The following is a 24,754-nucleotide window of genomic DNA, read 5'->3' as shown; positions in this document are numbered from 1 at the left end:
GACAGGAAACCCGTCAGCCGGGACGCAGGTGGGTGCGGCGGGTCTTGCGCCCCGCCTCGTACGCGGCCCGGGCGGCCCGCCCCTGATCCGTGGTGGAGACCTCGGCGACCGGCACGTCCCACCAGGCGCCGGCGTCCGGACCCGCCTCGAACCGGTCGGTCCGCACGTGCACCACGGTGGTCCGGGTGGCCGCCGTCGCCGTGGCCAGTGCCGCCCGCAGCTCCTCCATGGTGGACACCCGGATGAGGTCGGCGCCGAGGCTGGCCGCGTTGGCGCCGAGGTCGATCGGCAGCGGCTCCCCGGTGCGGTCGACGTAGGCGGTGCCGAGCCGGTGCGCGCCGACGCTCTCCGACAGCCGGCCGATCGAGGCGAAGCCCGCGTTGTCGACCAGCACCACGACGAGCTTGACACCCTCGGCGACCGCGGTCGCCAGCTCGCTCGGCAGCATGAGGTAGGACCCGTCACCGACCAGCACGAACACCTCGCGCTCGGGCGCGGCCAGCTTCACCCCGATCCCGCCGGCGATCTCGTAGCCCATGCAGGAGTAGCCGTACTCGACGTGGTAGCTCTTGGGGTCGCGGCTGCGCCACAGCCGGTGCAGGTCACCGGGCATCGACCCGGCGGCGCACACGACCACGCCGCGGGGGCCGGCGGCGTCGTTGACGGCGCCGATGACCGCGGTCTGGGTGGGCGGCGCGTCCGGGTCGGCGTGCCGGGCGGAGTCCGCCACGGCCGTCCAGCGCTCGCGCAGCCGGGCCACCGACTCCCGGTACGCGGGCTCGGTGCCCCAGCCGGCGCAGGCCCCGTCGAGGGCCGTGAGGCTCTCCCGCGCGTCGCCGACGACCTGCGTGCCGGACAGCTTCGCCGCGTCGAAGCGGGTGACGTTGAGGTTGACGAAGCGCGCCCCGTCGCCGAAGAGGGTGCCGGAGGCGGTGGTGAAGTCGCTGTAGCGGGTGCCCACCCCGATGACCACGTCCGCGCCGGCCGCGATCTCGTTGGCCGCCGTGGTGCCGGTGACGCCGATCGCGCCGAGGGCGAGCGGGTGGCCGTGCGGCAGCGCGCCGGTGCCGGCCTGGGACTCGGCCACCGGCACGCCGTGTTCCTCGGCGAACCGGCGCAGCGCCCCGGTGGCGCCGCTGTAGATCACCCCGCCGCCGGCCACCAGCAGGGGGCGGCGGGCCGCCCGCACGATGTCGGCGGCCCGGATCAGCGCCGCCTCGTCGGCGCGGGGGCGCGGCACGTGCCAGACCCGTTCGGCGAACAGCTCGTCGGGCCAGTCGTACGCCTCGGCCTGCACGTCCTGCGGCAGCGCGAGGGTGACCGCGCCGGTCTCCGCCGGGTCGGTCAGCACCCGCATGGCCGCCAGCAGCGCCGCCGGCAGCTGTTCCGGCCGGTTGATCCGGTCCCAGTAGCGGGAGACCGGCCGCAGCGCGTCGGTGACGCTGACGTCGTGCGAGCGGGGGTCCTCCAGTTCCTGGAGCACCGGGTTGGCCACCCGGGTGGCGAAGAGATCGCCGGGCAGCAGCAGCACGGGCAGCCGGTTGATGGTGGCGCCGGCGGCCCCGGTGACCAGGTTCGTGGCGCCGGGGCCGATCGAGGTGGTGCAGGCCAGGGTGCTGAGCCGGTCGGTCATCCGGGCGTACGCCGCCGCGGTGTGCACCATGCCCTGCTCGGTGCGGCACAGGTGGTAGGGCAGGTCCGCGCCCGCGGTCGCCAGGGCCTCGCCGAGCCCGGCGACGTTGCCGTGGCCGAAGATGCCGAAGCAGGCCGGGATGAGTCGTTGCCGCCGCCCGTCGCGTTCGGAGAACTGCCGGGCCAGGAAGGCCACCACCGCCTGCGCCACCGTCAACCTGGGCATCACGCCTCTTTCGTTCCGGGCCGGGTCAGCGGCAGTCGCGGGTCCACCGCCTGGTCGGCCCAGCTGCCCCGGATCCAGCCGTGCCGGGGATCGTCCACACAGGCCATGGTCCGGGCGGCCCCGGGTCCGGCCAGCACGTTCAGGTAGTAGAGGTCGTAGCCGGGCGCGGCCATCGACGGCCCGTGGTAGCCGTACGGGACGAGCACAACATCGCCGGTGCGCACCTCGGCGAGCACGTCGATCGGCCGGTCGGCGGTGCCGTAGACCCGCTGGTAGCCCACCGGACCGTCGCCGGGATCGCCGCCGGCCACCTCGAAGTAGTAGACCTCCTCCAGCGCGGCCTCGACCCGCCCGTCGTCGTACGCCCGGTCCTGCTCGTGCTTGTGGGGCGGGTACGACGACCAGTTCCCCCCGGGCGTGAGCACCTCCACGGCGACCAGCCGGTCGCAGTCGAAGGCGTCCGGCGCGCAGAAGTTGTTGACCTGCCGGCTGGCCGCCCCGGCGCCGCGCAGTTCCACCGGCACGTCCCGGGCCGCGCCGTAGCGGGGCGACAGGCGGCGGGTGGCCCGCGCCGACGGCAGCGCGAAGCGGCCGGTGCCGCTGATCGTCACCTCGGCGTCGCGGGGGAGGTAGGCGAAGTCGGTGACGGCGGCGAACACCGACGCCCGCCCGGTCAGGGCGAGCCGCAACCCGTCGCACCGCACGGTGGCGGCGCCGGACAGCGGCAGCACCAGCATCTCCTCGTCGCCGGTGGCGAAGCTGACCTCGCCACCGGTCGGCAGGGTGAGCACCCGCAGCCCGGCGTAGGTCCAGCCGGCCCGCTCGGGGGTGACCTCCAGCGCCCACGGCCCACGGGCGGTGCCGCCCCAGGGCAGGTGGGCGTCGGGGGTCCTCACGCGTCCTGCCCGGTGGGCAGCAGCGAGCCGGCCAGGTCCACGGCGGCGGCCACGTCGTCGTCGGGCGGGTAGAGCAGCGCCCGGCCGACCACCAGGCCGCGCACGCCGGGCAGCCGCAGTGCCCGCGCCCACCGGGCGTACACCACGTCGGGCGCCTCCACCGGGTCGCCGCCGAGGAGCAGGACCGGCAGCGTGGTCGCGGCCATCACCCGCTCCATCTCGTCGACGGCGGGCAGCTTCAACCAGGTGTACGCGCTGGTTGCGCCGAGCGCCTGCCCGACGCTCACACCCTTGATGACCGACTCCGGGCGCAGGTCGGCGCTCACCCGGCCCCCGTCGCGGGCCACCCACAGCGGTTCGACGAGGGCCACGGTGCGGTGCGCGGCGAGCGCGGTGACCGCCTGGGCGCAGGCCTGGAGGGTGGCGGCGGTGGCCGGGTCGTCCGGGTCGATCCGGCAGAGCATCTTGCCGCCGTCGTAGCGCATCGCGGCGATGCTGTCGGCGTCGTAGGCGGTGAACCGGTCGTCGAGTTCGAAGGCGGCGCCGGAGAGGCCGCCACGGTTCATCGAGCCGATGGCCAGGCGGTTCTCCAGCGCGCCGAGCAGCAGCAGGTCCTCCAGGATGTCGGGGGTGCCGAGCACGCCGTCGACGCCGGGCCGGGACAGCGCCACGCGCAGCCGGTCGAGCAGGTCGGCGCGCCCGGCCATGGCCATCGGCCGGTCCCGCACCCCGAGGGCGCCGCGGGCCGGGTGGTCGGCGGCGATGACGAACAGCGGCCGGCCGGGTTCGGGCCAGGGCCGGCGGGTACGGCGGGCGGCGGCTTCGGCGATCGCCTGCGGCCGGTGCGCGCGGGTGCGGGTCAGCGCGTCGTACTCGGTGCTCACCGGTCTTCTCCTGTCAGGACGGCGGTCGGCGACGCGGCGTCCCCGGCCAGCGCCGCGGTCTCGGCGTAGTCGGGCATGGCGGCGGAGCAGGCCAGCCGGGAGGCGACGATCGCGCCGGCGGCGTTGGCGAAGCGGATGGTCCGCTCCAGCGGCCAGCCGCGCAGCAGCCCCAGGCAGAGCGCGCCGCCGAAGGCGTCGCCGGCGCCCAGGCCGTTGACCACGTCCACCGGCACCGGCGGCACCCGCACGCTCTGCTCCGCCGTGCGGGCCAGCACGCCCGCGGGGCCGAGCTTGACCACGGCGAGCCGGGGGCCGCGTTCGAGCAGCAGGTCGGCGGCCCGGTCGGGGTCGCGGGTGCCGACCGCGATCTCCACCTCGTCGAGGTTGCCGACGGCGACGGTGACCCGGGGCAGCGCCTCGGCCACGGCCGCGGTCGCGGCCGCCGGGTCCGGCCAGAACATCGGCCGGTAGTCCAGGTCCAGCACCGTGTGCGGGCGGCCGGCCCGGGCGGCGAGCGCGGCGGTGTGCGCGTCGCGGCTGGGCTGCTGGCACAGGCCGGTGCCGGTCAGCCAGAAGACGCGTGCCGACGTGATCGCGTCGAGGTCCAGCTCCTCGGGGCGGATCTGGAGGTCCGGCGCGGTGGGGGTGCGGTAGAACCACAGCGGGAAGTGGTCCGGCGGGAAGATCTCGCAGAAGGTGATCGGGGTGGGCAGCCCGTCGACGGGCTGGACCTGGCTGTCGTCCACACCGAACTCACGCAGCGCCCGGTGCACGTAGCCGGCGAAGGCGTCGGCGCCGGTGCGGGTGATCAGCCCGGCGCGCAGGCCCTGGCGGCTGGCCGCGACCGCCACGTTGGTGGGGCTGCCGCCGAGGAACCGGCCGAACGTCTCGACCTCGGCCAGCGGCGTGGCGACCTGCAACGGATAGATGTCCACCCCGACCCGGCCGATGGTGAGCACATCGAGCATGCGGCGCCCTCCGTCCCGGCCGGCGTCGGCGTGTCCGCCAGCTCGACTCCGTCCCTGATTGGTAACAGTGCTCTGCGAGTTGTGTCAATGTGTTGTCATGACATCCGTGCTCTGCGCTCCGTGATCGCTTCGGTACAGTGGCGCGCATCAGCACGCCCGATCCCGCTCAGCCGCAGCGAGGAGGTTTCCGTGACCGGTCCCGAGATCGCGGTCGACCGCAGCAGCCCGGTCCCGCTCTACTTCCAGGTCGCGGAGCAGTTCGCCGCGGCGATCCAGCGGGGTGAGCTGGCCCCGGGTGACCGCCTGGACAGCGAGCTGCAACTGGCCGACCGGCTGGGGCTGTCCCGGCCCACCGTGCGGCAGGCGATCCAGCACCTCGTCGACAAGGGACTGATCATCCGCCGCCGGGGCGTGGGCACCCAGGTGGTGCGGGGCGAGGTGCGCCGGGCCGTCGAGCTGACCAGCCTGCACGACGACCTGGTCCGGGCCGGTCAGCGGCCGTCCACCTCGGTGCTGGAACTGGCCACCGTGGCCTGCCCGCCGGCGGTCGCCGCGGCGCTCGGCGTGCCACCCGGCGGCGAGGTGCAGCACCTGCGCCGGCTGCGGTTCTCCGACGGGGAACCCCTGGCTCTGATGGAGAACTGGCTGCCGGTCGACCTGCCGCGGATCACCATGGCGGCGTTGCAGGCCGACGGCCTCTACGCGATCCTGCGGGCCGGCGGACGGCGGATCCGGGGCGCCAACCAGCGGATCGGCGCCCGGGCCGCCACCGCCGCCGAGGCGCAGATGCTCGGCGAGCGGCGCGGCGCGCCGCTGCTCACCATGACCCGCACCGCCTACGACGACCAGGGCCGCTATGTCGAGCACGGCGCGCACATCTACCGCGCCAGCCGCTACTCCCTCGAGGTGACCGTCGCCGAGCGGTGACGGTGGATGTTTCGCGCTCATTTCAGTGACAGGTATTTACGTCGTCAGGCTGTCATGACATTGTGGCCGCAAGCACCGCCGGCGGCGGACCTGCGGCCGACGGGGCGACCCGCGAGTCTCTTCGAAGTTCCTCCTTGCGAAGGGAAACAGCCCATGTCAGCCAAGCCGAGACGCGCCGCCGGCGTGCTCGCCGCGTTCACCGCCGTCGCCCTCGCCGCCACCGCCTGCGGCGGCTCCGACGAGCCCGCCGGCAAGGACGCCAAGAACATCACCCTCACCATCTCCGCCAACTCGATCGTCGGCGGTAAGAACTCCGCGGGCGCGGAGTGGATCGAGAAATGGGTCATCCCCAAGTTCATCGAGGCGCAGAAGGCCAAGGGCGTCACCGCCAAGGTGACGTTCACGTCCAGCGGCGTCGACGACGAGGTGTACAAGACCAAGCTGGCCCTCGACCTGCGCTCCAAGGGCGGCGCCGACGTCATCGCCGTCGACGGCATCTGGGTCGGCGAGTTCGCCCAGGCCGGCTACCTCAAGCCGCTGTCCGAGGTCGCCGGTGACCAGGTCGACTCCTGGGAGGGCTGGTCCCAGATCCCGGACAGCGTCCAGGGGCTCGGCTCCTTCGAGGACAAGCGCTACGCCATCCCGCTCGGCACCGACGGCCGGGTCCTCTACTACAACAAGAAGCTCTTCGCCCGGGCCGGCCTGCCCGCCGACTGGCAGCCGAAGAGCTGGCAGGAGATCCTCGACGCGGGCGCCAAGCTCAAGGCGCTGCCCGGGGTGACCCCGATCCAGATCAACGCCGGCACCGCGATGGGCGAGGCGACCTCGATGCAGGGTGCCCTGCCGTTGCTGGTCGGCGCCGGCGGCGAGGTCTACAAGGACGGGAAGTGGTCCGGCGCCACCCAGCCGGTGAAGGACATGCTCGACTTCTACGGCAAGGTCTACGGTGGCGGCCTGGGCGACCCGAAGCTCCAGCAGGAGGCCAAGGGTCGCGACAAGTCGTTCGCCGAGTTCGCCGCCGGCAAGATCGGCATCCTCGCCGAGGGCGACTATTTCTGGCGCAGCGTCATCAACCCGAAGGACGGCATCGCCAAGATGGCCGACCGGGACACCACCGTCGGGTACGCGATGATCCCGGCCAAGCAGCCCGGCGCCGGCATCCGCGGCCAGGACTTCGTCAGCATGTCCGGCGGCGGGGTGCGGACGATCAACCCCAACTCCAAGTTCCCCGCTCAGGCCTGGGAACTGCTGTCGTTCATGCACTCGGCGGAGGCGGTCAAGGCCGAACTCGCCGGCGAGGCGCGGATCACCGCGCGGCAGGACGTCAACAAGGAGGTCCTCGCGGGCGACCCGATGCTCAGCTTCATCACCGAGAAGGTGCTGCCGCTGACCGCGTACCGGCCGCCGCTGGCGGTGTACCCGCAGGTGTCGGTGGCGCTCCAGGAGGCCACCGCCGCCGCCACGGCGGGCAAGAGCCCCGACGAGGCGGCCGCCGAGTACCAGAAGAAGGTCGAAGGGTTCGTCGGTGGTCCAGGTAACGTCACCTCCTGACGAGGTGGTCGAGGGAGCGCGCCCGGTCACGGGCGCCTCCCCGGCCCCCGACGCCGCCGGGCTCGGCCGGGCCCGGGCCACCGGGTTCCTCGTCCCGGCCATGGTGCTCATCCTGGTCTTCCTCGTGGTGCCGGCCGCCTGGACCATCTACCTGGGCGTGACCAACTACCGGCTCACCGGCCTGGCCGCCGCCCACCCCGAGGTGGTCGGCCTGGACAACTACACCCGGGCACTCGGCGACGAACGGTTCCGCACCTCCCTGCTGCTGACCCTGCAGTTCGTCCTCGGCTCGGCGGTCATCGGCCAGGCCGGGCTCGGCTTCGCCATCGCCTTCGCGCTGCGCGACCGCCGCGGCCCGCTGCGCCGGGTGGTCGAGGGGTTCGTGCTGCTCTCCTGGATCCTGCCCAGCTCGGTGGTGGCCTTCCTGTGGATCGCCCTGCTCGACCGGGACGCCGGCACGCTCAACGCGCTGCTCGGCATCCCCGGGACGGCGTGGCTGCTGGACCACCCGATGCTGTCGATCATCGTCTTCAACACCTGGCGCGGCACGGCGTTCTCGATGATGCTCTACGCCGCCGCGCTGGAGAACGTCCCCCGCTCACACCTGGAGACCGCCCGGCTGGCCGGTGCCTCGACCTGGCAGCAGCTGCGCGACGTGGTCTTCCCCCGCATCCGCGGGCACGTGCTGACCAACCTGCTGCTCATCAGCCTCTGGACGTTCAACGACTTCGCGCCGTTCCTCATCACCGCGGGCGGGCCCGAGCAGCGCTCGGAGATCCTGCCGGTCTACGTCTACAAGGTGGCGCTCTCCGGCGGCGAGCTCGGCTTCGGCGCCGCCATCTCGTTCGTCATGCTGCTGATCAACCTGGTCATCGCGCTGGTCTACCTGCGCATGCTGGGCCGGCGGAAGGAGTCGGCGTGACCACCGACACGGCGACCGTCGAGCCGACCCGGCCCACCGTCGCGGTACGCCACGTGCTCGCCCGGATCGGCCGCTACACGTTCCTCTGCGCCGTGCTGGCGTTCTTCGCGCTGCCGCTGCTGTGGCTGGCCACCGCCCCGTTCGACGACACCCCGACGGTCACCGCCTCGCTGCCGCGGTTCACCCTGGACAACTTCCGGGCGCTGCTGGACAACCCGTACGCGCTGGGCTCGCTGCTCAACTCCGTCTACCTGGCGGCCGGCACCGCGGCGCTGGTGGTGACCTTCGCGGCGCTCGCCGCGTACGCGCTGAGCCGGGTCCGGGTGCCCGGCCGCGACGCGCTGCTCTACGGGCTGCTGCTGCTGTCGTCGATCGTCACGGGCACCGCCACCATGGTGCCGCTGTTCGAGCTGGCCTTCCGGCTCAACCTGATCGACTCCCGGCTCGGCGTCATCCTGATCCTCAGCGGCGGGCTGCTGCCGGCGGCCATCTTCATCCTCAAGGACTTCATGGACTCCACCCCGACGTCCTACGAGGAGTCGGCCCGGGTCTTCGGCGCCAGCCCGTTGCAGATCATGCGGCACATCGTGGTGCCGCTGGTCCGCCCCGGCCTGGCCACCGTCGGGGTGTGGGCCGTGGCCAACGTCTGGGGCAACTTCCTGGTGCCGTTCCTGCTGCTGCGCGGGCCGGACAAGGCCCCCGCCGCGGTGATCATGTACACGCTCTACACCGAGGGCGGGCAGGCCGACCTGCGGCTGCTCTCGACCTTCTCCCTGCTCTACTCGCTGCCGGTGGCGCTCATGTTCGTCTTCGTCAGCAGCCGGTACGGATTCCGCTTCCACGGAGGGATCAAGCGCTGATGTCCGCCATCACGATGCGGGAGCTGACCAAGGTCTACCCCGGCGGGGTACGCGCCCTGGACGCCCTCGACCTGGAGATCGCCGACGGCGAGTTCTTCGCCCTGCTCGGCCCGTCCGGCTGCGGCAAGACCACCCTGCTGCGCACCATCGCCGGTCTGGAGGTCGCCTCCGCCGGCAGCGTGCGCATCGGCGGGCGCGACGTCACCAACCTGCCGCCGGGCAAGCGCGACGTGGCCATGGTCTTCCAGGACTACGCGCTGTTCCCGCACATGACCGTGCGGGACAACATCGCCTATCCGCTGCGGATCAAGAAGGTCGACCGGCGCAGCCGGGGCAGCAAGGCCGCCGACACCGCCGACGAGCTCGGCCTGTCCGGGCTGCTGGAGCGCCGCCCCGGGCAGCTCTCCGGCGGCCAGCAGCAGCGCGTCGCACTGGCCCGGGCGATGGCCTGCCACCCGCAGGTGTTCCTGCTCGACGAGCCGCTGTCCAACCTCGACGCCCGGCTGCGGCTGGAGGCCCGGACCTTCCTCAAGCGTCTCCAGCGGGAGCTGGGCGTCACCACCGTCTTCGTCACCCACGACCAGGCCGAGGCGCTCGCCCTGGCCGACCGGATCGCCGTGATGGAGGGCGGCCGGATCCGCCAGGTCGGCACCCCCACCGAGGTGTTCCGCCGGCCCGCCAACACCTTCGTGGCCGGCTTCATCGGCTCCACCCCCATGAACCTGATCGACGCGCGGGTGCACGGCGACGAACTGGCCGTGGCCGGTGCCCGGCTGCCGCTGCCCGACGGCGCACCCGGCCAGGTCAGCGACGGCGAGCGACTGGTCTACGGCATCCGCCCCGAATACCTCGACTACTCCCCCACCGCGGTCCCCGGCGCCCTGACCGGCGAGGTCGTCGTCGTGGAGAACCTGGGCAGCGTCTCCCTGGTCTCGCTGGACGTGCCCGGCGACCACGCCGGGGCGAGCGACGAGGCCGGGGCGGGCGACGACAGCGGCGCGGGCCGCACGAGCGTGCAGGTCGTCGTGCCCGAGGGAGGTGAACCCGAACCGGGCGACACCGGCTGGGCGGTGCCCCGTCCCGGCCGGTCCCTGCTCTACCGGGACGGGAACCTCGTCACCGCCGCGGCCGGCGTGCCGGCCCCACGCGCCGACGCCACCGTGCGGAGCTGAGCGTGGTCGTGCACCGTGGCAGGTGGACCCTGCAGGACCGGGCCGACGACGTGCTGCGCGCCCTGCCGGTCACGGTCGCGCCGGGCACCGCCGCGCTCACCGTCCGGCTGGACTATCCCCGCGAGGCCGGGGTGCTCGACCTGGGCTGCGTCGGGCCGGACGGCTTCCGGGGCTGGTCGGGCGGCGCCCGCGACGGCTACACCGTCGCCGCCGACTGGGCCACTCCCGGCTACCTGCCCGGCGAGCTGGAACCCGGCGAGTGGCAGGTGCTGCTGCGGTTGCACCGCATCCCGCCCGACGGGCTGGCCTACGAGGTCACCGCCACCACCAGCACCACGCCGCCGCCCGCGCCGGCGGCACCGGCGGCGCCGCCCCGCCCCGACCGCCCGCCCCGGCGCGACCTGCCCGCCGTCGACGGCCGGCACTGGCTCGCCGGCGACCTGCACGCGCACACCGTGCACAGCGACGGCAGCCAGACCATCGACGAGCTGGCCGCGCTCGCCGCCGGCCGCGGCCTGGACTTCCTCGCCGTCACCGACCACAACACGGTGAGCCACCACCCGTGGCTGCCGGCCGCCTCCGACCGCTACGACATCACCCTGCTGCCCGGTCAGGAGGTGACCACCGATCGGGGGCACGCCAACGTGTTCGGTCCGGTGAGCTGGGTCGACTTCCGCCGCCCGCCGGACGAGTGGCTCGCCGGAGCCCGGCGCGACGGCGGGCTCATGTCGGTCAACCACCCCCTCGGCGGCGACTGCGCCTGGCGGCAGCCGCTGACCGAGCGCACCACGCTGGTCGAGGTGTGGCACTCCGGCTGGTGGGACCGCACCTGGGGCGCCCCGCTCGCCTGGGCGCGGGCCTGGCGGCCGGACGTCGTGGCGATCGGCGGCAGCGACTTCCACCGCCCCGGTAACGACGCGCCGCCCGGCTCCCCCACCACCTGGGTGCTCGCCGACCGCGACGAGGCACCCGGCGACGCCGTGCTGGGCGCCCTGCGCGGCGGCCGTACCGCGATCTCCGCCGACCCCGGCGGGCCGCTGCTGCTGCGCCTCGGTGACGAGCTGCTGGCGCTCGACGCCGACGGCGCGCTGCTGGCCTACCCGGACGGCCGGCACCGGCTGGTCCGCGGCGACCGGTGCCTGCTGCCGGCCGGCGACGGGCTGCACGTCCTGGAGTCCCACCGCATGGAGGTGATCGCACTGTGCAGCTGACCGCACGCACACGGGTGGCCGGCGCCCCCGTCAACTACGGCATCTACCAGCCCACCGGCGCACCCGTCGGCCCCGACGAGCTGCTCGCGGCGCTGGCCCGCGACGGCTACACCGGGGTGGACTCCGGCCCGATCGGCTACCTCGGCACCGGCGAGACCCTCGCACGCCGGCTGGCCACGGCCGGCATCGGCCTGGCCGGCGGCTGGGTCGACCTGCGGTTCGCCGACGCGGACGGCTTCGCCGAGGACCTGGCCCAGCTCGACGCCGCGCTCGACGTGTTCACGGCCGCGCCGGTCGACGACGCCCGGTTCGCGCCCCGGCCGACCCTGGCCTGCCCCGGCAACCCGGGCCGGATGGCCCGCCCGGGCACACCGACCGACCTGGCGTCGGCGCTGCCCGCCGCTGCCTGGCCGGACTTCGCCGCCCGGGTGCAGCAGGCCGCCGACCGGTGCCGGGAGCGCGGCCTGGAACCGGTGTTCCACTACCACCTCGGCACCGACGTGGAGACGGAGGCGGAGGCCGACCGGCTGCTCGACCTCACCGACATCGCCGTCTGCCTGGACACCGGCCACCTGGCGCTGGCCGGCGGCGACCCGGTGGCCGCCGTACGCCGCTGGGCCGGCCGGATCGGCCAGGTGCACCTGAAGGACGCCGACCTCGCCGCCCACGCGCGGGCCCGGGAGGCCGGCGGGGGCCTCATGGACGTGGTCGCCGCCGGCGGCTTCTGCGCCCTGGGCCGCGGCGACGTCGACTTCGCCGGGGTGTTCGCCGCCCTCGACGACATCGGCTACACCGGCTGGCTGGTCGTCGAGCAGGACGCCCCCGAGGGCGGGGACCTCGACCGGATCCGCGCCGACCAGCACGAGAACCGGCGGTGGCTCGAGGAGGCGCTGCGATGACCGAGCCGGGCAAGCGGATCCGGATCGCGGTTGCCGGGCTGGGCATCATCGCCCGCACCGTGCACCTGCCGCTGCTGCAGCGCCGGAGCGACCTGTTCGAGATCGTCGCGCTGGCCGACCTGTCGCCGTCCCGGATGACCGAGCTGGGCGAGCGGTACGGCGTCGAGCCCGCCCGCCGCTACACCGACGCGGCCCGGATGGTGACCGACGGCGGCTGCGACGCCGTGCTGCTGGCCACGTCCGGCTCGCACGGCGACCTGGCGGCGCTGGCGCTGCGCGCCGGCCTGCCCGTGCTGTGCGAGAAGCCGCTGGCCTACACGCGCGCCGAGACGGCCCGGCTGGCCGAGCTGGGCGCCGGCAGCCCGGCGCTGATGGTCGGGTACATGAAGCAGTACGACCCGGCGGTGGCCGAGGCCGCGCGGCTGCTGGCGGAACTCGGCGGACCGGAGCTGGTGCACGCCGTGGAGGTGACCGTGCTGCACGCCGGTGGCGACCGGCAGCTGCGCTTCGCCAACCTGCCACCGGCCGCCGGCGACGTGCCGGCCGAGGAGGTGGCCCGGTTCTCCGCCGCCGACCGGGCGCTGCTCGACGCGGCCGTCGGCACCGACCCGGGCGCCCGCGCCCTCTACCAGATCCTGATCAACAGCATCTCCCACGACCTGTCCCTGCTTCGGCTGTTCACCGGCGCACCGGCCACCGTGGAGCAGGTCGCCACCTGGCCGCTCACGCCGGACGGCCCGGCCGAGCCGTCGGTGGAGATCAGCGGGCGGCTGCCGGACGGTGCCCGCTACGGCATCCGGTGGCTCAACCTGCCCGACTACCCCGCCTACCGGGAGACGGTCACCCTGCACCACGCGCGCGGCTCGCTGGAGCTGGTGTTCCCCTCGCCGTACCTGCTCAACGCGCCGACCACGCTCACCGTGGTGGACGAGCACGGCGGCGGCGAGCGGCGGACCGCGTACCGGTCGGTGACCGAGGCGTTCGAGCAGGAACTTGTCGCGTTCCACGCGATGGTCACGGCGGGCGCCGCGCCGCTCACCGGCATCGCCGAGGGCGCGGCCGACGTACGGACCAGCCAGCAGGTGGTACGCCGCTACGGTGAGCTGACCGGGGCGGCGATCGGCGGAGAGGCGGCGAGCTGATGACGCGACCGACCGAGATCATCGTGGTGCCGCACACCCACTGGGACCGGGAGTGGTACGAGCCGTTCCAGCGGTTCCGGCTGCGGCTGGTGGCGCTGCTGGACGACGTGTTCGACCGGATGGAGCGCGACCCGCGGCAGCGGTTCACCCTCGACGGGCAGCTCGCCGCGGTCGACGACTACCTGGAGGTCCGCCCGGAACGGCGGGAGCAGGTGATCGATCTGGTCCGGGCCGGCCGGCTGTCGGTGGGTCCCTGGCAGATCCTGCTCGACGAGTTCCTCTGCTCCGGCGAGAACATCGTCCGCAACCTGGAACGCGGGCTGGCCCGCAGCGCCGACCTGGGCGGCGCCATGCCGGTCGGCTACCTCCCCGACATGTTCGGCCACATCGCCCAGATGCCGCAGATCCTGGCCGGCGCCGGGCTGGCCCACGCGTGCGTGTTCCGCGGCGTGCCCGAGCGGGTGCACCGGCACGCCTTCGCCTGGCAGGCGCCGGACGGCACCACGATCCGCACGCAGTACCTGCCCGGCGGCTACGGCAACGCCGCCGGCCTCATGGACGACGCCGCCCAGGTCACCCGCCGGGCCGGCGACCTCGCCGACCGGCTCGCCGGCTGGCGGCCGGCCGGCGACGACACCCCGGTCCTGGCCATGTACGGCACCGACCACGCCGCACCGGCGCCGGACGCCCCCGACCTGCTGGCCACCGCCGACGTCCCCGGCACCCGCCTGCGGCTGGGCACCCTCGCCGAGTACTTCGCCACCCAACCGGCCACGGTCGACGGCCTGCCCGTCGTGCGCGGCGAGCTGCGCTCGCACGCCCGGGCCAACATCCTGCCCGGCGTGATCTCCGTCCGCGCCCACCTCAAGCAGGCCATGAACCGCGCCGAGCGGCGCGTCGAACGGTACGCCGAACCGCTCGCCGCGCTCACCCACGACGGGACCGTGCAGCGCTTCCTCGACATGGCCTGGACCCGGCTGATCGACGCGAGTTGCCACGACTCGGTGACCGGCTGCGGCTGCGACGAGACCGCCGAGCAGGTCGCCGCCCGGCTCGCCGAGGCCGACCAGCTCGGCCGCGCGGTCTGCGACCTGGTCGGCGCGCGGCTGTCGGCCGCCGTGCCCCCGGACGGCTACCTGCTGTTCAACCCCTCCCCGGCGGCGCGTACCGCCCTGGTGCGCCTCGACGTGGCGCTGCCGGACGACGGCGGTGTGGCGCTCACCGACGCCGCCGGCCGCAGCGTCGCCGCACAGGTCCTCGACCGGGGCCGCACGCTGCTCGCCGACGACGTGGTGCCGGCGGCCGACCTGCCGGCCGTGCTCACCCGCGTGCACGGCCGGGAGCTCTACGGCCAGGAGGTCACCGCCTGGTCGGTGTCGCCCGAGGACGCCACTCTCACCTTCCACGTGGCCCGGCACGGCGATCCGGCCTTCGACGTCGAGGACGTGCGGCTGACGCTCGCCGCCGCCGGCCGGGCCGACCGGTGGCGGGTGCGCATCCTCGCGGCCGCCCGGGCCACCGTCGCCGCCCTGGTCGACGTGCCGCCGCTGGGGCACGCCGCGGTCCGGCCCGCGCCGCTCCCGGCGACCGGCACGCCCGCGTCGGACCCGGTCACGGTGGCCGGCCGCAGCCTCGACAACGGCCTGCTCCGGGTCGACGTCGCCGAGGACGGCACCCTGACCCTGGCCACCCCGGACGGGGTGACCGTGGACGGGGTCGGCCGGATCGTCGACGGCGGCGACGTGGGCGACAGCTACAACTACGCCCCGCCGGCCGCCGACGAACTGGTCGACAAGCCGCGGGCGGTGCGGACCGTGGTGCGCCACGACGGGCCGCTGGTGGCCGTCCTCGACGTGGTACGCGAGTACCGCTGGCCGGTGGCCGCGGACGTCGACGCCGGCTCCCGCGCCGTGGACCGGGAGCCGAGCACCGTGACCACCCGGGTCGAGCTGCGCCGCGGCGAGGCCTTCGTCCGGCTGCGCGTCGAGTTCGACAACCGCTGCGACGACCACCGCGTCCGGCTGCACCTGCCGCTGCCGTCGCCGGCCGACACCTCGTACGCCGAGGGGCAGTTCGCCGTCGTGGCGCGCGGCCTGACGGCCGAGGGCGGTGGCGGTGAGGTGCCGCTGCCCACCTTCCCGGCGAACGGTTTCGTGGCCGCCGGCGGGCCGGACGGCGCGCTCGCCGTGCTGCTGACCCAGCCCACCGAGTACGAGCTGACCGACGCGGGCCGCGAGCTGGCGGTCACCGTGCTGCGGTCGATCGGGATGCTGTCGCGCAACCGGCACGCGCTGCGCGACGAGCCCGCCGGTCCGCAGGTGCCCACGCCCGAGGCCCAGTGCCGCGGCCTCCGCACCGTCGAGCTGGCGGTGCTGCCGTACCGGGGCGCCTGGCACGAGGCCGGTGTCCTGCCGGCGGCCGAGGCGTACCGGCACGAGCTGCTGGCGTTCCCCGGCACCGCCGACCCGGCCACGGCGCTGCCCGCGCCGGCGGTCGGGCTCTCCGTCGACGGTCCCGGGGTCGCGCTGACCAGCGTGCGGGACCGAACCGGCCGCACCGAGGTACGCGTGGTGGCGCAGACCCCGGTCGACACCACCGCCGTGCTCGGCGGCGCGACGATCCGCGGGGCGTGGCGGGCCGACCTGCTCGGCCGGACGGGCGAGCCGATCACGGTCGACGGTGACGGGCTGGTCCGGCTGCCGCTGCGGGCCTGGGAGATCGCCACGGTCCAGCTCGACCTGGCCTGACCGCCGCCCGGCTCACCTCGCCCGGGGCGCTGACCGGTCGGCTCGCTGCGGCACGGCGTTGTCGACGTCGAGCAGACCGGCGTCGACAACGGCCCGGCTCAGCGGCCGGGTCAGCTCGGCGAGCCGGGTGCAGCCGTCGGCGCCGAGCACCGCGTACGCGGGCGTGGCGAGCCGGTCGGTGGCCGCTTCGAGCGACGCGCGCTGCGCCCGTCCACGGTCGGTCAGGGTCGGCTCGTCGCCCTCGACCAGCCCGCGCCCGCGCAGCCGCTCGACCGCGTCCGCCCACTGCTCGCCGGTCCACCCCCGGGTGCGGCGCAGGAAGCGGACCGACGCCTCGCCGGAGGCGGCGTGCAGCACCAGCGCCTCCAACCCGGTCAGGCCGGCGAGCACCAGGGCGGCCACGTGCCCGTCGCCGCGGAACTCCCGGAGGAGCGTCTGGGCCTGCCAGAGGACCAGGTGCGGCTGGTCCGGCCAGGGCAGCGCGGCGTGGGCGGCGAACAGGGGCCGCCCCTCCGGGTGGGCGGTGGCGGCCTCGGCGGCGCGCCGGGCCAGCTCGGCGGCCGCGGCCACCTCCGGGGCCCGCACCGCGTCGCCGAGCGCGCGGGTCAGGGCCGCGTCGGCGGCGTCCCGCCGGGCGGCCAGCACGGCGGCCGGCGTCGCCCGCTCCCAGGCGGCCGGCAGCACCCGGCCCACGAGGTCCGGGCTGAAGTTGAAGAAGGTGGCCACCACCGGCGCGGGGCCGACCGGTCCGAGGGCGGCCGCGCGGGATGCGAAGTAGCCGGCCGGCGCGGGGAGGCCGAGGGCGGCGTACCGCTCGTGCGCCTCGGGCACGAAGTAGATCATCGCGTGCAGGGGCTCGGTCACCCGCCACGCGCGGCGCACGAGGGCCGGGTCGAGCGCCGCCGGCTGCTGGGCGCCCGGATCGGCCAGCGCTGTCAGGTCCGCCATGTCACTGCCTTCCGCCGAGGACGTTACCGACGGGTAGGTTCCCATGCCAGCGGCGGCCTGTCACCCGCCGGGGGCGAACGCTGCCTGATGGGTTCTTCTCCTCAGGTCAACGGCGTGTTCTCATACGGGACGACGATGTCACGGACCGGCCGGCGGGCGACCCCTGTCCACTCCGGTCGGTGGCTCCATCCCGGCGAAAGGTGCAAGGATGCACAGAAGATCCACCTTCCAGCTGGCGGTCCTGACCGCCACCGCGGCGACGTTCCTGGCGTCCGGCGGCGCGTCCGCGGCGGCGGGCACGGCGGCACTCGCGACCGCCTCCCCCGGCGTGGCGGCGTGTGCGCCGGGTGAGGGCCACGGCGCGGCGCGCGTGGCCGAGGGTGCCACCGCCCAGGAGCCCGAGCTGTACTCCAAGAACGAGGCGAACGCCTACGGCGTGATCAAGGACTCGCCGCGCCTGCCCAACGGCAGCGTCACCATCCCCACCGTCTTCCACATGGTCTCCGACCACGCCCTCAGCGCGGCCGAGACGACCAGGTGGAACACCCTCATCGCGGCCCAGATGAAGGTGCTCAACGACTCGTTCGCGGGCCAGACGGCGGCCGACGCCTCCGACACGCCGTTCCGGTTCACGCTCGTCGACACGACGTGGACCGTGAACAGCGACTGGTACACGGTCGTGCCCGGCAAGAACGAGCGCGACATGAAGAAGGCGCTGTACACGGGCGACGCCCGCACCCTCAACGTGTACGCGGCCAACATCGGCGGCGGCCTCCTCGGCTGGGCGTACTTCCCCAAGGGCTACAACAACGGCCGGGACTACATCGACGGCGTCGTGATGCTCGACGAGTCGATGCCGGGCGGCACGGCGGGCAAGTACGCCCTCGGCGACACGCTCACGCACGAGGTCGGGCACTGGCTGATGCTGGAGCACACCTTCGCGCACGGGTGCTCCGCCTCCGGCGACTTCGTCGCGGACACCCCGCGTGAGGCGGCGCCGCAGTTCAACTGCCCGGTCGGCGCGGACACCTGCACCGCACCCGGGCTCGACCCGATCCACAACTTCATGGACTACACGCAGGACTCCTGCATGGACATGTTCACCGCCGGCCAGGCGGACCGGATGAGCGACGCCTGGGTGGCGTTCCGGTCCGGCGGCGGCAAGTAGGCAGCACGGCTGAAGGGGTCGACGGGCCGCTGATCGGCGGCCCGTCGACCCCTTCCGTGTACGACGCCGCGAAATGCCGCCCGGCGTCCGCGGCCCGCCGCGGCCGGTGCCCGATGCTGGGGCGGTGACAGAACCTGCCCGCAGGCCCGAAAGGTCATCCCCGTTCGGCGTGGAGCGGGATCCCTCGCGGGTCGTCGCGTTCAGCGACGCGGTGATCGCCATCGCCGTCACGCTGCTCGTCCTGGAGATCCGGCCGCCGGAGGACAGCGCACACCTGTTGCACGGCCTCGTCACGCTCTGGCCGTCCTACCTGGCCTATGTCGTCACGTTCATGTTGATCGGCCAGGTGTGGGCCAACCACCACGTCATGTTCGACCAGATCCGTGTCGCCGACCGCACGGTGCTGTTCCTCAACACGGTGCTGCTCATGGACATCGCGTTCCTGCCCTTCGCCGCCTCGGTGCTGTCCCAGGCGTTCCGCGACGGGCAGGGCGAGCGCGTCGCCGTCGCCCTCCACGGCCTCACGTTCGAACTTGCGGCCGTCCTGTTCAACATCATCTGGGCGTACGCGCGCCGGCACCCCCGGCTGCTCGTGAGCACCCTCGACGCCGCGGGTGCCGGAGCCATCGGCCGGCGCTTCCGGCTCGCCCTCACCTGGATCGCCGCAGGGACGCTGCTGGGTGTCCTGGTCCCCGCTCTGGGCGTCGCGGTGATCGCCGCGTTCATCCCGTTCTACTGGCTGCCCATCCGGGGCGAGACCGACCGGGCACGACCCCGCCGGGGCCGGCCCGGCCCGGCGTGACGGGCCGGATGGTCCGGACGACGGTCTCACCCGGACGGCGGCGAAGTTCCGAAATGTCCCGAACTGCCGGTGTCGCGCGCTCATCATGACAACGAGACGGGACGCGAGAGCCGGGAGGCAACGACATGAGGCGTCGACGGAGCAGGCGGCGATCGCTGCTGCAGGCAGCGGTGATCTCAGTGACGGCACTGGTGGCGGCGGCAGCGGTGGTGCGCGCCGGGCGCCGGCAGGCCGGGAAGGACAGCGCGGCGGGCCTGCCGGCCCGGGGAGGCACGGACACCCGCATCTCCCCGTTCGACGCGGCGCTCCCGGGCCACCGGGACGGCGCGACGCCGGCGGTGCTGACCCGCTCGGCGGACTGAGGCCGCTATCTGACCTTGCGGGTCGAGCGGGCGACGATGCCGTCGTACTCGGGATGCTTCTCCAGCCAGCTACTCAGGAAGGGGCAGATCGGCACGACGGTCCGCCCGTTCGCCCGCGCGTCGTCCATCACCGCGCGGGCCAGGAGCGAGCCCACGCCCTGCCCCTCGAACTCCGGGGCGACCTCGGTGTGGGTGTAGGCGATGATGTTGCCGGTCAACTGGTAGGTGACCAGGCCGGCCGTCGTGCCCGTCTCGTCCCGCGCCTCGAACCGTTCCCGCTCGGGCACGTCCGTCACCGTGAAACCCATCCCGCCATCCAACCACGCCCCGACGGGATCCACCGCCGATCGTGACCGCGGCGACAGCCGGTCCTGGACAGCTACAGTTAACAAACCTAATAATTGTGCATCCGTCGATACGTCCGACGGCCCACCCCGTACCGGGAGGACCGGATGCACCGCACCGCCCGTACCCCCGTCCTGGCCGCTCTCGCGGCGCTCGCCACCGCCGCCGCGGTCACCGTGGCCTTCGCCGGCCCGGCGCTGGCCGCCGGCCCCACCGCCACGTTCGTCAAGACCTCCGACTGGGGCAGCGGTTGGGAGGGCAAATACACCATCACCAACGGCGGCGCCAGCACCATGACCGGCTGGCAGGTCGCCTTCACCCTGCCGGCCGGCACCACCCTCGGCTCCTACTGGGATGCCACGGTCAGCAGCGCCGGCCAGCGGCACACGTTCACGAACCGGTCCTGGAACGGCACGATCGCCCCCGGCGCCTCGGTGTCGTTCGGCTTCCTGGCCACCGGCTCGGGCTCGCCCACCGACTGCACGCTGAACGGCGCCCCGTGCGGCGGCGGCACCCCGACCACCCCGCCGACGACCACGGCACCGCCCCCGACCACCCCGCCGCCCACCACGCCCCCGCCCACCACGCCACCGCCCACGACCCCGCCGCCCACCGGTGGGCTGCCGAAGCACGCGTTGATCGGCTACCTGCACGCCAGCTTCGCCAACGGCTCCGGCTACGTCCGGATGGCCGACGTGCCCGCCGACTGGGACGTGGTCAACCTCGCCTTCGGCGAGCCCACCTCGGTCACCTCCGGCGACATCCGCTTCCAGCTCTGCCCGGTCGCCGAGTGCCCGAACGTCGAGAGCGAGGCGGAGTTCACCGCCGCCATCCGGGCCAAGCAGCAGCAGGGCAAGAAGGTGCTGCTGTCCATCGGCGGCCAGAACGGGCAGGTGCAGCTCACCACGACCGCCGCCCGGGACACCTTCGTCCGCTCGGTGTCCGCGATCATCGACCGGTACGGCCTCGACGGGCTGGACATCGACTTCGAGGGCCACTCCCTCTACCTGAACACGGGCGACACCGACTTCCGCAACCCCACGACCCCCGTGGTCGTCAACCTGATCGCGGCGATCCGGACCCTCAAGCAGCGCTACGGCGCCGGCTTCGTCCTCACGATGGCCCCGGAGACGTTCTTCGTGCAGCTCGGCTACCAGTTCTACGGGTCCGGCCCGTGGGGCGGGCAGGACCCCCGCGCCGGGTCGTACCTGCCGGTGATCCATGCCCTGCGCGACATCCTCACCGTGCTGCACGTGCAGGACTACAACTCCGGCCCGATCGTGGGGCTGGACAACCAGTACCACACCATGGGCGGCGCGGACTTCCACATCGCGATGACCGACATGCTGCTCGCCGGCTTCCCGGTCGCCGGGAACGCCAACGCCGTGTTCCCGGCGCTGCGGGAGGACCAGGTCGCCTTCGGCGCGCCGTCGTCGACCAGCGCCGGCAACGGCTACGTCGCCCCGGCGGGCGTGCAACAGGCGGTCACCTGCCTGGTCAAGGGCCAGAACTGCGGCGGTTACACGCCGCGCAGCGGCACCAACCCGGGCTTCCGTGGCCTCATGACGTGGTCGATCAACTGGGACCGGTACTACGGCTGGGAGTTCCGCCTCCAGCACGGCCCGTTCCTGAAGGCCCTGCCCTGACCGCACGCCGGTCGCCCCGGCCGCACGGCCGGCCGGGGCGACCGGCCGGCATTCGTCCGCCGAAAATGCGAAAAAGACCCGCCGAAAATCAAAAAGAAGGGAGCGCCTGCTCCCTTCCACCTTCAACATATATCGCACCTGGGGGCTTGCGGCAAGACCCCGGTCGTGCCGCAGAATCACCGGCCTGAGCCAGCAACCTGCGAAAACGGGGTGGCGGAATGGCGCCGGTGATCCGGCGACACCGCCGCGGCCCCAGATCGGAAATGGTGCGTTGAATCCCGTGACCAGCAGCGTGTTCAACCTTCCCGACCGTCTCGCCGCCAAGGCCGATCCGGCGCTGATCGGCCGCGACGAGGAGCACTTCGCGGCCATGGCGGAAAACCTCGAACGGGTGGCCGCCGACCTGTCCGACCGCCTCGACACCGCCCGCCGGGCGCCCGGCGGCAAGGGCCGGCAGGCGTCGGACCGGGACATGGAGGTCCGCCGGCTGGCCACCCGGCTGCGCACCCTGCGCCGCTACGGCGTGGACCTGTGCCTGGGACGCATGGTGGGCGCGGACGGCGGCGACCCCGTGTACATCGGACGACGTGGCCTCACGGACAGCGAGGGCCGCCGGCTGTTGCTCGACTGGCGCTCCCCCGCGGCCGAGCCGTTCTTCGGTGCGACCCACGCGAACCCCATGGGCCTGGCGAGCCGCCGCCGGTACCGCTGGACCCAGGGCCGGATCACCGACTACTGGGACGAGGTGTTCACCTCCGACGGGTGGGAGGGGCACGCGGCACTCGACGACCAGTCCGCGTTCATCGCCAGCCTGGGCGGCAGCCGGTCGAGCCGGATGCGGGACGTGCTCGGCACCATCCAGGCCGACCAGGACGCCATCATCCGGGCGGGTTCCCGCGGGGCTCTGGTCGTGGACGGCGGTCCGGGCACGGGGAAGACGGTCGTCGCCCTGCACCGCACCGCGTACCTCCTCTACGCCGACCCTCGCCTCAACCAGCGCCGGGGCGGCGTGCTGTTCGTGGGTCCGCACCAGCCCTACCTCGCCTACGTGGGCGACGTCCTGCCCAGCCTCGGCGAGGAGGACGTGCAGATCTGCACCCTGCGCGACCTCGTCCCCGAGGGCGCCGCGGCGACCGTCGAGACCGACCCGGACGTGGCGCGCCTGAAGTCGTCCGCGGACCTCGTGACGGCCATCGAGGCGGCCGTCCGGTTCTACGAGGAGCCGCCGGCCAGGGGGATGACGGTCGCCACCGAGGACTCCGACATCCGGCTGAGCGCCGACGACTGGGCCGCGGCGTTCGACGCACCGGATCCGGGCACCCCGCACAACGAGGCGCGCGACCAAATCTGGGAGGAGTTGCTCACGATCCTCACGGACCGGTACGACGGCGACGAGCCGACGGACCGGCTCCGCCGGTCGCTGCTGCGCAACCGGGAGCTGCACAGCGCCTTCAACCGCGCGTGGCCGGTGCTGAGCGCGACCGATCTCGTGGGAGACCTGTGGTCGGTCCCGGCCTACCTGCGCAAGTGCGCGCCCTGGTTGAGCCCCGACGAGATCCGGGCGTTGCAACGGGCCGACGCCCAGGCGTGGACGGTGTCCGACCTGCCGCTCCTGGACGCGGCGCGGCAGCGGCTCGGCGACCCGGAGTCGGCCGGGCGCCAGCGCCGGCACGAGGCCGCCGTGGCCGCCGAACGCGCGCGCATGGCCACGGTCGTCGACGAGCTGATCGAGGCCCACGCCTACGACGACGGGGAGGGGGTGCTGTCCAGCCTGCGTCAACTGGATCTCCAGGATGCCCTCGTCGACGAGGCCGCGCTGCCCAGCGCCACCCCGGACCTGCTCGCCGGCCCGTTCGCGCACATCGTCGTGGACGAGGCCCAGGAACTGACCGACGCGGAGTGGCAGATGCTGCTGCTCCGGTGCCCCTCCCGAAGCTTCACCATCGTCGGGGACCGCGCCCAGGCCCGGCACGGGTTCACCGAGTCCTGGCGGGAACGCCTCGAACGGGTCGGGCTCGACCGGATCGACCTGGCCACCCTGACCATCAACTACCGGACGCCGAAGGAGGTCATGGCCGAGGCCGAACCGGTCATCCGGGCCGTGCTCCCCGACGCCAACGTGCCGACCTCCATCCGCGGCGGCGTTCCCGTCGTACACGGATCGGTGTCCGACCTGGGCTCGGTCCTCGACGGCTGGCTCGCCGCGCACGCCGATGGTGTCGCCTGCGTCATCGGCGACCCCACGTTCCCGGCGACGTCCCGCGTCCGGTCGTTGACCCCCGAGTTGTCCAAGGGGCTCGAGTTCGACCTCGTCGTCCTCGTCGATCCCGAGGAGCTCGGCGACGGCATCGAGGGAGCCGTCGACCGCTACGTCGCCATGACCCGGGCCACCCAGCAACTCGTCGTCCTCACCAGTTCCTGACCGCTGAGCCCGGGAGTGGCCGCCGCGCGTGTAGGTCGGCGCAAAGCGGGTACTCCCGGGCGCTCAGCCGCCGCGCCGATGTATTCAGGGGGATGCGTGTTCGCCAATCCCGAGGAACTGCAGCGTTACCTCAAGAACGAGGACGTGAGGTTCGTCGACGTTCGTTTCTGTGACCTGCCCGGCGTGATGCAGCACTTCAACCTGCCGGTCGAGTCCGTCGACGACAGCCTGTTCACCGACGGCCTCGCGTTCGACGGTTCGTCGATCCGCGGCTTTCAGGCGATCCACGAGTCGGACATGCTGCTGCTGCCGGACGTGGCGACCGCCTTCATCGACCCGTTCCGGGCGCAGAAGACCCTCGCGCTCAACTTCTTCATCCACGACCCGTTCACCCGCGAGGCCTACTCCCGGGACCCGCGCAACGTGGCCAAGAAGGCCGAGGCGTTCCTGGCGGCGAGCGGCATCGCCGACACCGCCTACTTCGGCGCCGAGGCCGAGTTCTACATCTTCGACTCGATCCGCCACGAAACCTCGGCGCACCAGTCGTTCTACTACATCGACTCCATCGAGGGCGCCTGGAATTCCGGCCGTGAGGAGGCCGGTGGGAACCGGGGTTACAAGACCGCCTACAAGGGCGGCTACTTCCCCGTGCCGCCGGTGGACCACTACGCCGACCTGCGCGACAGCATCGTGCGTCGCCTGGTCGACACCGGCTTCACCGTGGAGCGCTCACACCACGAGGTCGGCACCGCCGGCCAGTCGGAGATCAACTACAAGTTCTCCACCCTGCTGCACGCCGGTGACCAGCTGCAGCTGTTCAAGTACATCGTGAAGAACGAGGCGTGGGCCAACGGCAAGACGGCCACGTTCATGCCGAAGCCGCTGTTCGGGGACAACGGCTCGGGCATGCACACCCACCAGAGCCTCTGGCTGGGCGGCGAACCCCTGTTCTACGACGAGACCGGCTACGCCGGCCTGTCCGACACGGCCCGCTGGTACATCGGTGGTCTGCTGCACCACGCCC

The 24,754-nt window shown here is 73.6% G+C and carries 21 protein-coding genes; 15 read left to right on the top strand and 6 right to left on the bottom strand.

The features are described 5' to 3' along the window. Positions 1 to 13: 13 nt before the first annotated feature. The 4 genes from iolD to iolC are packed head-to-tail and all read right to left on the bottom strand — an operon-like array spanning position 14 to position 4,606. A complete protein-coding gene (gene iolD / locus GA0070214_RS14825; protein ID WP_091263910.1) occupies positions 14 to 1,858 on the bottom strand; it encodes a 3D-(3,5/4)-trihydroxycyclohexane-1,2-dione acylhydrolase (decyclizing) in 1,845 nt (614 codons plus the stop codon). Next, positions 1,858 to 2,754: a 5-deoxy-glucuronate isomerase gene (iolB, locus tag GA0070214_RS14820; protein ID WP_091263186.1), complete on the bottom strand. Its 897-nt coding sequence runs from the start codon at positions 2,752 to 2,754 to the stop codon at positions 1,858 to 1,860. The genes iolD and iolB overlap by 1 nt, the downstream gene beginning before the upstream one ends. Beyond that, positions 2,751 to 3,638: a Cgl0159 family (beta/alpha)8-fold protein gene (locus tag GA0070214_RS14815; protein WP_091263184.1), complete on the bottom strand. Its 888-nt coding sequence runs from the start codon at positions 3,636 to 3,638 to the stop codon at positions 2,751 to 2,753. Before GA0070214_RS14815 ends, iolB begins: the two co-directional genes overlap by 4 nt. Further along, positions 3,635 to 4,606: a 5-dehydro-2-deoxygluconokinase gene (iolC, locus tag GA0070214_RS14810; protein ID WP_091263182.1), complete on the bottom strand. Its 972-nt coding sequence runs from the start codon at positions 4,604 to 4,606 to the stop codon at positions 3,635 to 3,637. The genes GA0070214_RS14815 and iolC overlap by 4 nt, the downstream gene beginning before the upstream one ends. Before the next feature lie 189 nt (positions 4,607 to 4,795). Here iolC and GA0070214_RS14805 point away from each other — a divergent pair, with 189 nt between their 5' ends. From GA0070214_RS14805 to GA0070214_RS14765, 9 genes are all read left to right on the top strand, one after another. Further along, the gene (locus GA0070214_RS14805) at positions 4,796 to 5,533 is read left to right on the top strand and encodes a GntR family transcriptional regulator (protein WP_244167711.1); all 738 of its coding nucleotides are present in this window, start codon (positions 4,796 to 4,798) and stop codon (positions 5,531 to 5,533) included. A 153-nt stretch (positions 5,534 to 5,686) separates the two neighbouring features. Further along, positions 5,687 to 7,084, top strand: a complete 1,398-nt coding sequence (locus tag GA0070214_RS14800; protein ID WP_091263178.1) for an extracellular solute-binding protein — start codon at positions 5,687 to 5,689, stop codon at positions 7,082 to 7,084. Positions 7,085 to 7,088: 4 nt separating this feature from the next. After that, a complete protein-coding gene (locus GA0070214_RS14795; protein ID WP_208602780.1) occupies positions 7,089 to 8,006 on the top strand; it encodes a carbohydrate ABC transporter permease in 918 nt (305 codons plus the stop codon). Further along, entirely contained in the window at positions 8,003 to 8,866 is an 864-nt protein-coding gene (locus GA0070214_RS14790) for a carbohydrate ABC transporter permease (protein WP_208602779.1), read from the top strand. The genes GA0070214_RS14795 and GA0070214_RS14790 overlap by 4 nt, the downstream gene beginning before the upstream one ends. Then, positions 8,866 to 10,038: an ABC transporter ATP-binding protein gene (locus tag GA0070214_RS14785; RefSeq protein WP_091263176.1), complete on the top strand. Its 1,173-nt coding sequence runs from the start codon at positions 8,866 to 8,868 to the stop codon at positions 10,036 to 10,038. Before GA0070214_RS14790 ends, GA0070214_RS14785 begins: the two co-directional genes overlap by 1 nt. Positions 10,039 to 10,040: 2 nt before the next feature. Beyond that, entirely contained in the window at positions 10,041 to 11,249 is a 1,209-nt protein-coding gene (locus GA0070214_RS14780) for a CehA/McbA family metallohydrolase (protein ID WP_208602778.1), read from the top strand. Then, on the top strand, positions 11,240 to 12,148 hold the full coding sequence (locus GA0070214_RS14775; RefSeq protein WP_208602777.1) for a sugar phosphate isomerase/epimerase family protein: 909 nt from the start codon (positions 11,240 to 11,242) through the stop codon (positions 12,146 to 12,148). Before GA0070214_RS14780 ends, GA0070214_RS14775 begins: the two co-directional genes overlap by 10 nt. Continuing rightward, positions 12,145 to 13,290: a Gfo/Idh/MocA family protein gene (locus GA0070214_RS14770; RefSeq protein ID WP_091263170.1), complete on the top strand. Its 1,146-nt coding sequence runs from the start codon at positions 12,145 to 12,147 to the stop codon at positions 13,288 to 13,290. The genes GA0070214_RS14775 and GA0070214_RS14770 overlap by 4 nt, the downstream gene beginning before the upstream one ends. Then, on the top strand, positions 13,290 to 16,037 hold the full coding sequence (locus tag GA0070214_RS14765) for a glycoside hydrolase family 38 N-terminal domain-containing protein (RefSeq protein ID WP_091263169.1): 2,748 nt from the start codon (positions 13,290 to 13,292) through the stop codon (positions 16,035 to 16,037). The genes GA0070214_RS14770 and GA0070214_RS14765 overlap by 1 nt, the downstream gene beginning before the upstream one ends. 12 nt (positions 16,038 to 16,049) lie before the next feature. Here GA0070214_RS14765 and GA0070214_RS14760 read toward each other — a convergent pair whose 3' ends face one another. Beyond that, a complete protein-coding gene (locus GA0070214_RS14760; protein ID WP_244167710.1) occupies positions 16,050 to 16,985 on the bottom strand; it encodes an SCO6745 family protein in 936 nt (311 codons plus the stop codon). A gap of 208 nt (positions 16,986 to 17,193) precedes the next feature. On the opposite strand from GA0070214_RS14760, the gene GA0070214_RS14755 reads away from it, so the two are divergent. The 3 genes from GA0070214_RS14755 to GA0070214_RS14745 all read left to right on the top strand — a co-directional run bounded on the left by GA0070214_RS14755 (position 17,194) and on the right by GA0070214_RS14745 (position 19,317). Beyond that, positions 17,194 to 18,153 (top strand): zinc metalloprotease, encoded by a 960-nt coding sequence (locus GA0070214_RS14755; protein WP_091263167.1) that lies wholly within the window; start codon positions 17,194 to 17,196, stop codon positions 18,151 to 18,153. 169 nt (positions 18,154 to 18,322) lie between these two features. Continuing rightward, positions 18,323 to 18,955, top strand: a complete 633-nt coding sequence (locus GA0070214_RS32110) for a TMEM175 family protein (protein WP_244167709.1) — start codon at positions 18,323 to 18,325, stop codon at positions 18,953 to 18,955. Between the two features lie 179 nt (positions 18,956 to 19,134). Beyond that, positions 19,135 to 19,317 carry a hypothetical protein gene (locus GA0070214_RS14745; RefSeq protein ID WP_091263165.1) on the top strand — a complete coding sequence of 61 codons (183 nt, stop codon included), beginning with the start codon at positions 19,135 to 19,137 and terminating at the stop codon, positions 19,315 to 19,317. A 5-nt stretch (positions 19,318 to 19,322) separates the two neighbouring features. Here the strand turns inward: GA0070214_RS14745 and GA0070214_RS14740 are convergent, their stop codons facing one another. Further along, complete coding sequence (locus tag GA0070214_RS14740; protein ID WP_091263163.1) at positions 19,323 to 19,625, bottom strand: GNAT family N-acetyltransferase; 303 nt, start codon at positions 19,623 to 19,625, stop codon at positions 19,323 to 19,325. Between the two features lie 144 nt (positions 19,626 to 19,769). On the opposite strand from GA0070214_RS14740, the gene GA0070214_RS14735 reads away from it, so the two are divergent. The 3 genes from GA0070214_RS14735 to GA0070214_RS14725 form a co-directional block, all read left to right on the top strand. Continuing rightward, complete coding sequence (locus GA0070214_RS14735) at positions 19,770 to 21,308, top strand: chitinase (RefSeq protein WP_091263161.1); 1,539 nt, start codon at positions 19,770 to 19,772, stop codon at positions 21,306 to 21,308. A 280-nt stretch (positions 21,309 to 21,588) separates the two neighbouring features. Next, the gene (gene helR / locus GA0070214_RS14730; protein WP_208602775.1) at positions 21,589 to 23,730 is read left to right on the top strand and encodes an RNA polymerase recycling motor ATPase HelR; all 2,142 of its coding nucleotides are present in this window, start codon (positions 21,589 to 21,591) and stop codon (positions 23,728 to 23,730) included. A gap of 96 nt (positions 23,731 to 23,826) precedes the next feature. After that, positions 23,827 to 24,754 (top strand): glutamine synthetase beta-grasp domain-containing protein (locus GA0070214_RS14725; protein WP_091263157.1); only part of this gene is annotated, 928 nt, incomplete at its 3' end.

The sequence above is a fragment of the Micromonospora chaiyaphumensis genome, from assembly GCF_900091435.1.
GTDB classification, from domain to species: domain Bacteria; phylum Actinomycetota; class Actinomycetes; order Mycobacteriales; family Micromonosporaceae; genus Micromonospora; species Micromonospora chaiyaphumensis.
Note: the sequence above shows the minus strand (reverse complement) of the source record. Positions and strands in the feature narration are given on the sequence as shown.

Coding starts and splice junctions, on each gene's coding strand:
- iolD (WP_091263910.1), bottom strand. CDS start 1,858: ATGCCCAGGTTGACGGTGGCGCAGGCGGTGGTGGCCTTCCTGGCCCGG.
- iolC (WP_091263182.1), bottom strand. CDS start 4,606: ATGCTCGATGTGCTCACCATCGGCCGGGTCGGGGTGGACATCTATCCG.
- GA0070214_RS14800 (WP_091263178.1), top strand. CDS start 5,687: ATGTCAGCCAAGCCGAGACGCGCCGCCGGCGTGCTCGCCGCGTTCACC.
- GA0070214_RS14785 (WP_091263176.1), top strand. CDS start 8,866: ATGTCCGCCATCACGATGCGGGAGCTGACCAAGGTCTACCCCGGCGGG.
- GA0070214_RS14770 (WP_091263170.1), top strand. CDS start 12,145: ATGACCGAGCCGGGCAAGCGGATCCGGATCGCGGTTGCCGGGCTGGGC.
- GA0070214_RS14765 (WP_091263169.1), top strand. CDS start 13,290: ATGACGCGACCGACCGAGATCATCGTGGTGCCGCACACCCACTGGGAC.
- GA0070214_RS14760 (WP_244167710.1), bottom strand. CDS start 16,985: ATGGCGGACCTGACAGCGCTGGCCGATCCGGGCGCCCAGCAGCCGGCG.
- GA0070214_RS14755 (WP_091263167.1), top strand. CDS start 17,194: ATGCACAGAAGATCCACCTTCCAGCTGGCGGTCCTGACCGCCACCGCG.
- GA0070214_RS14740 (WP_091263163.1), bottom strand. CDS start 19,625: ATGGGTTTCACGGTGACGGACGTGCCCGAGCGGGAACGGTTCGAGGCG.
- GA0070214_RS14735 (WP_091263161.1), top strand. CDS start 19,770: ATGCACCGCACCGCCCGTACCCCCGTCCTGGCCGCTCTCGCGGCGCTC.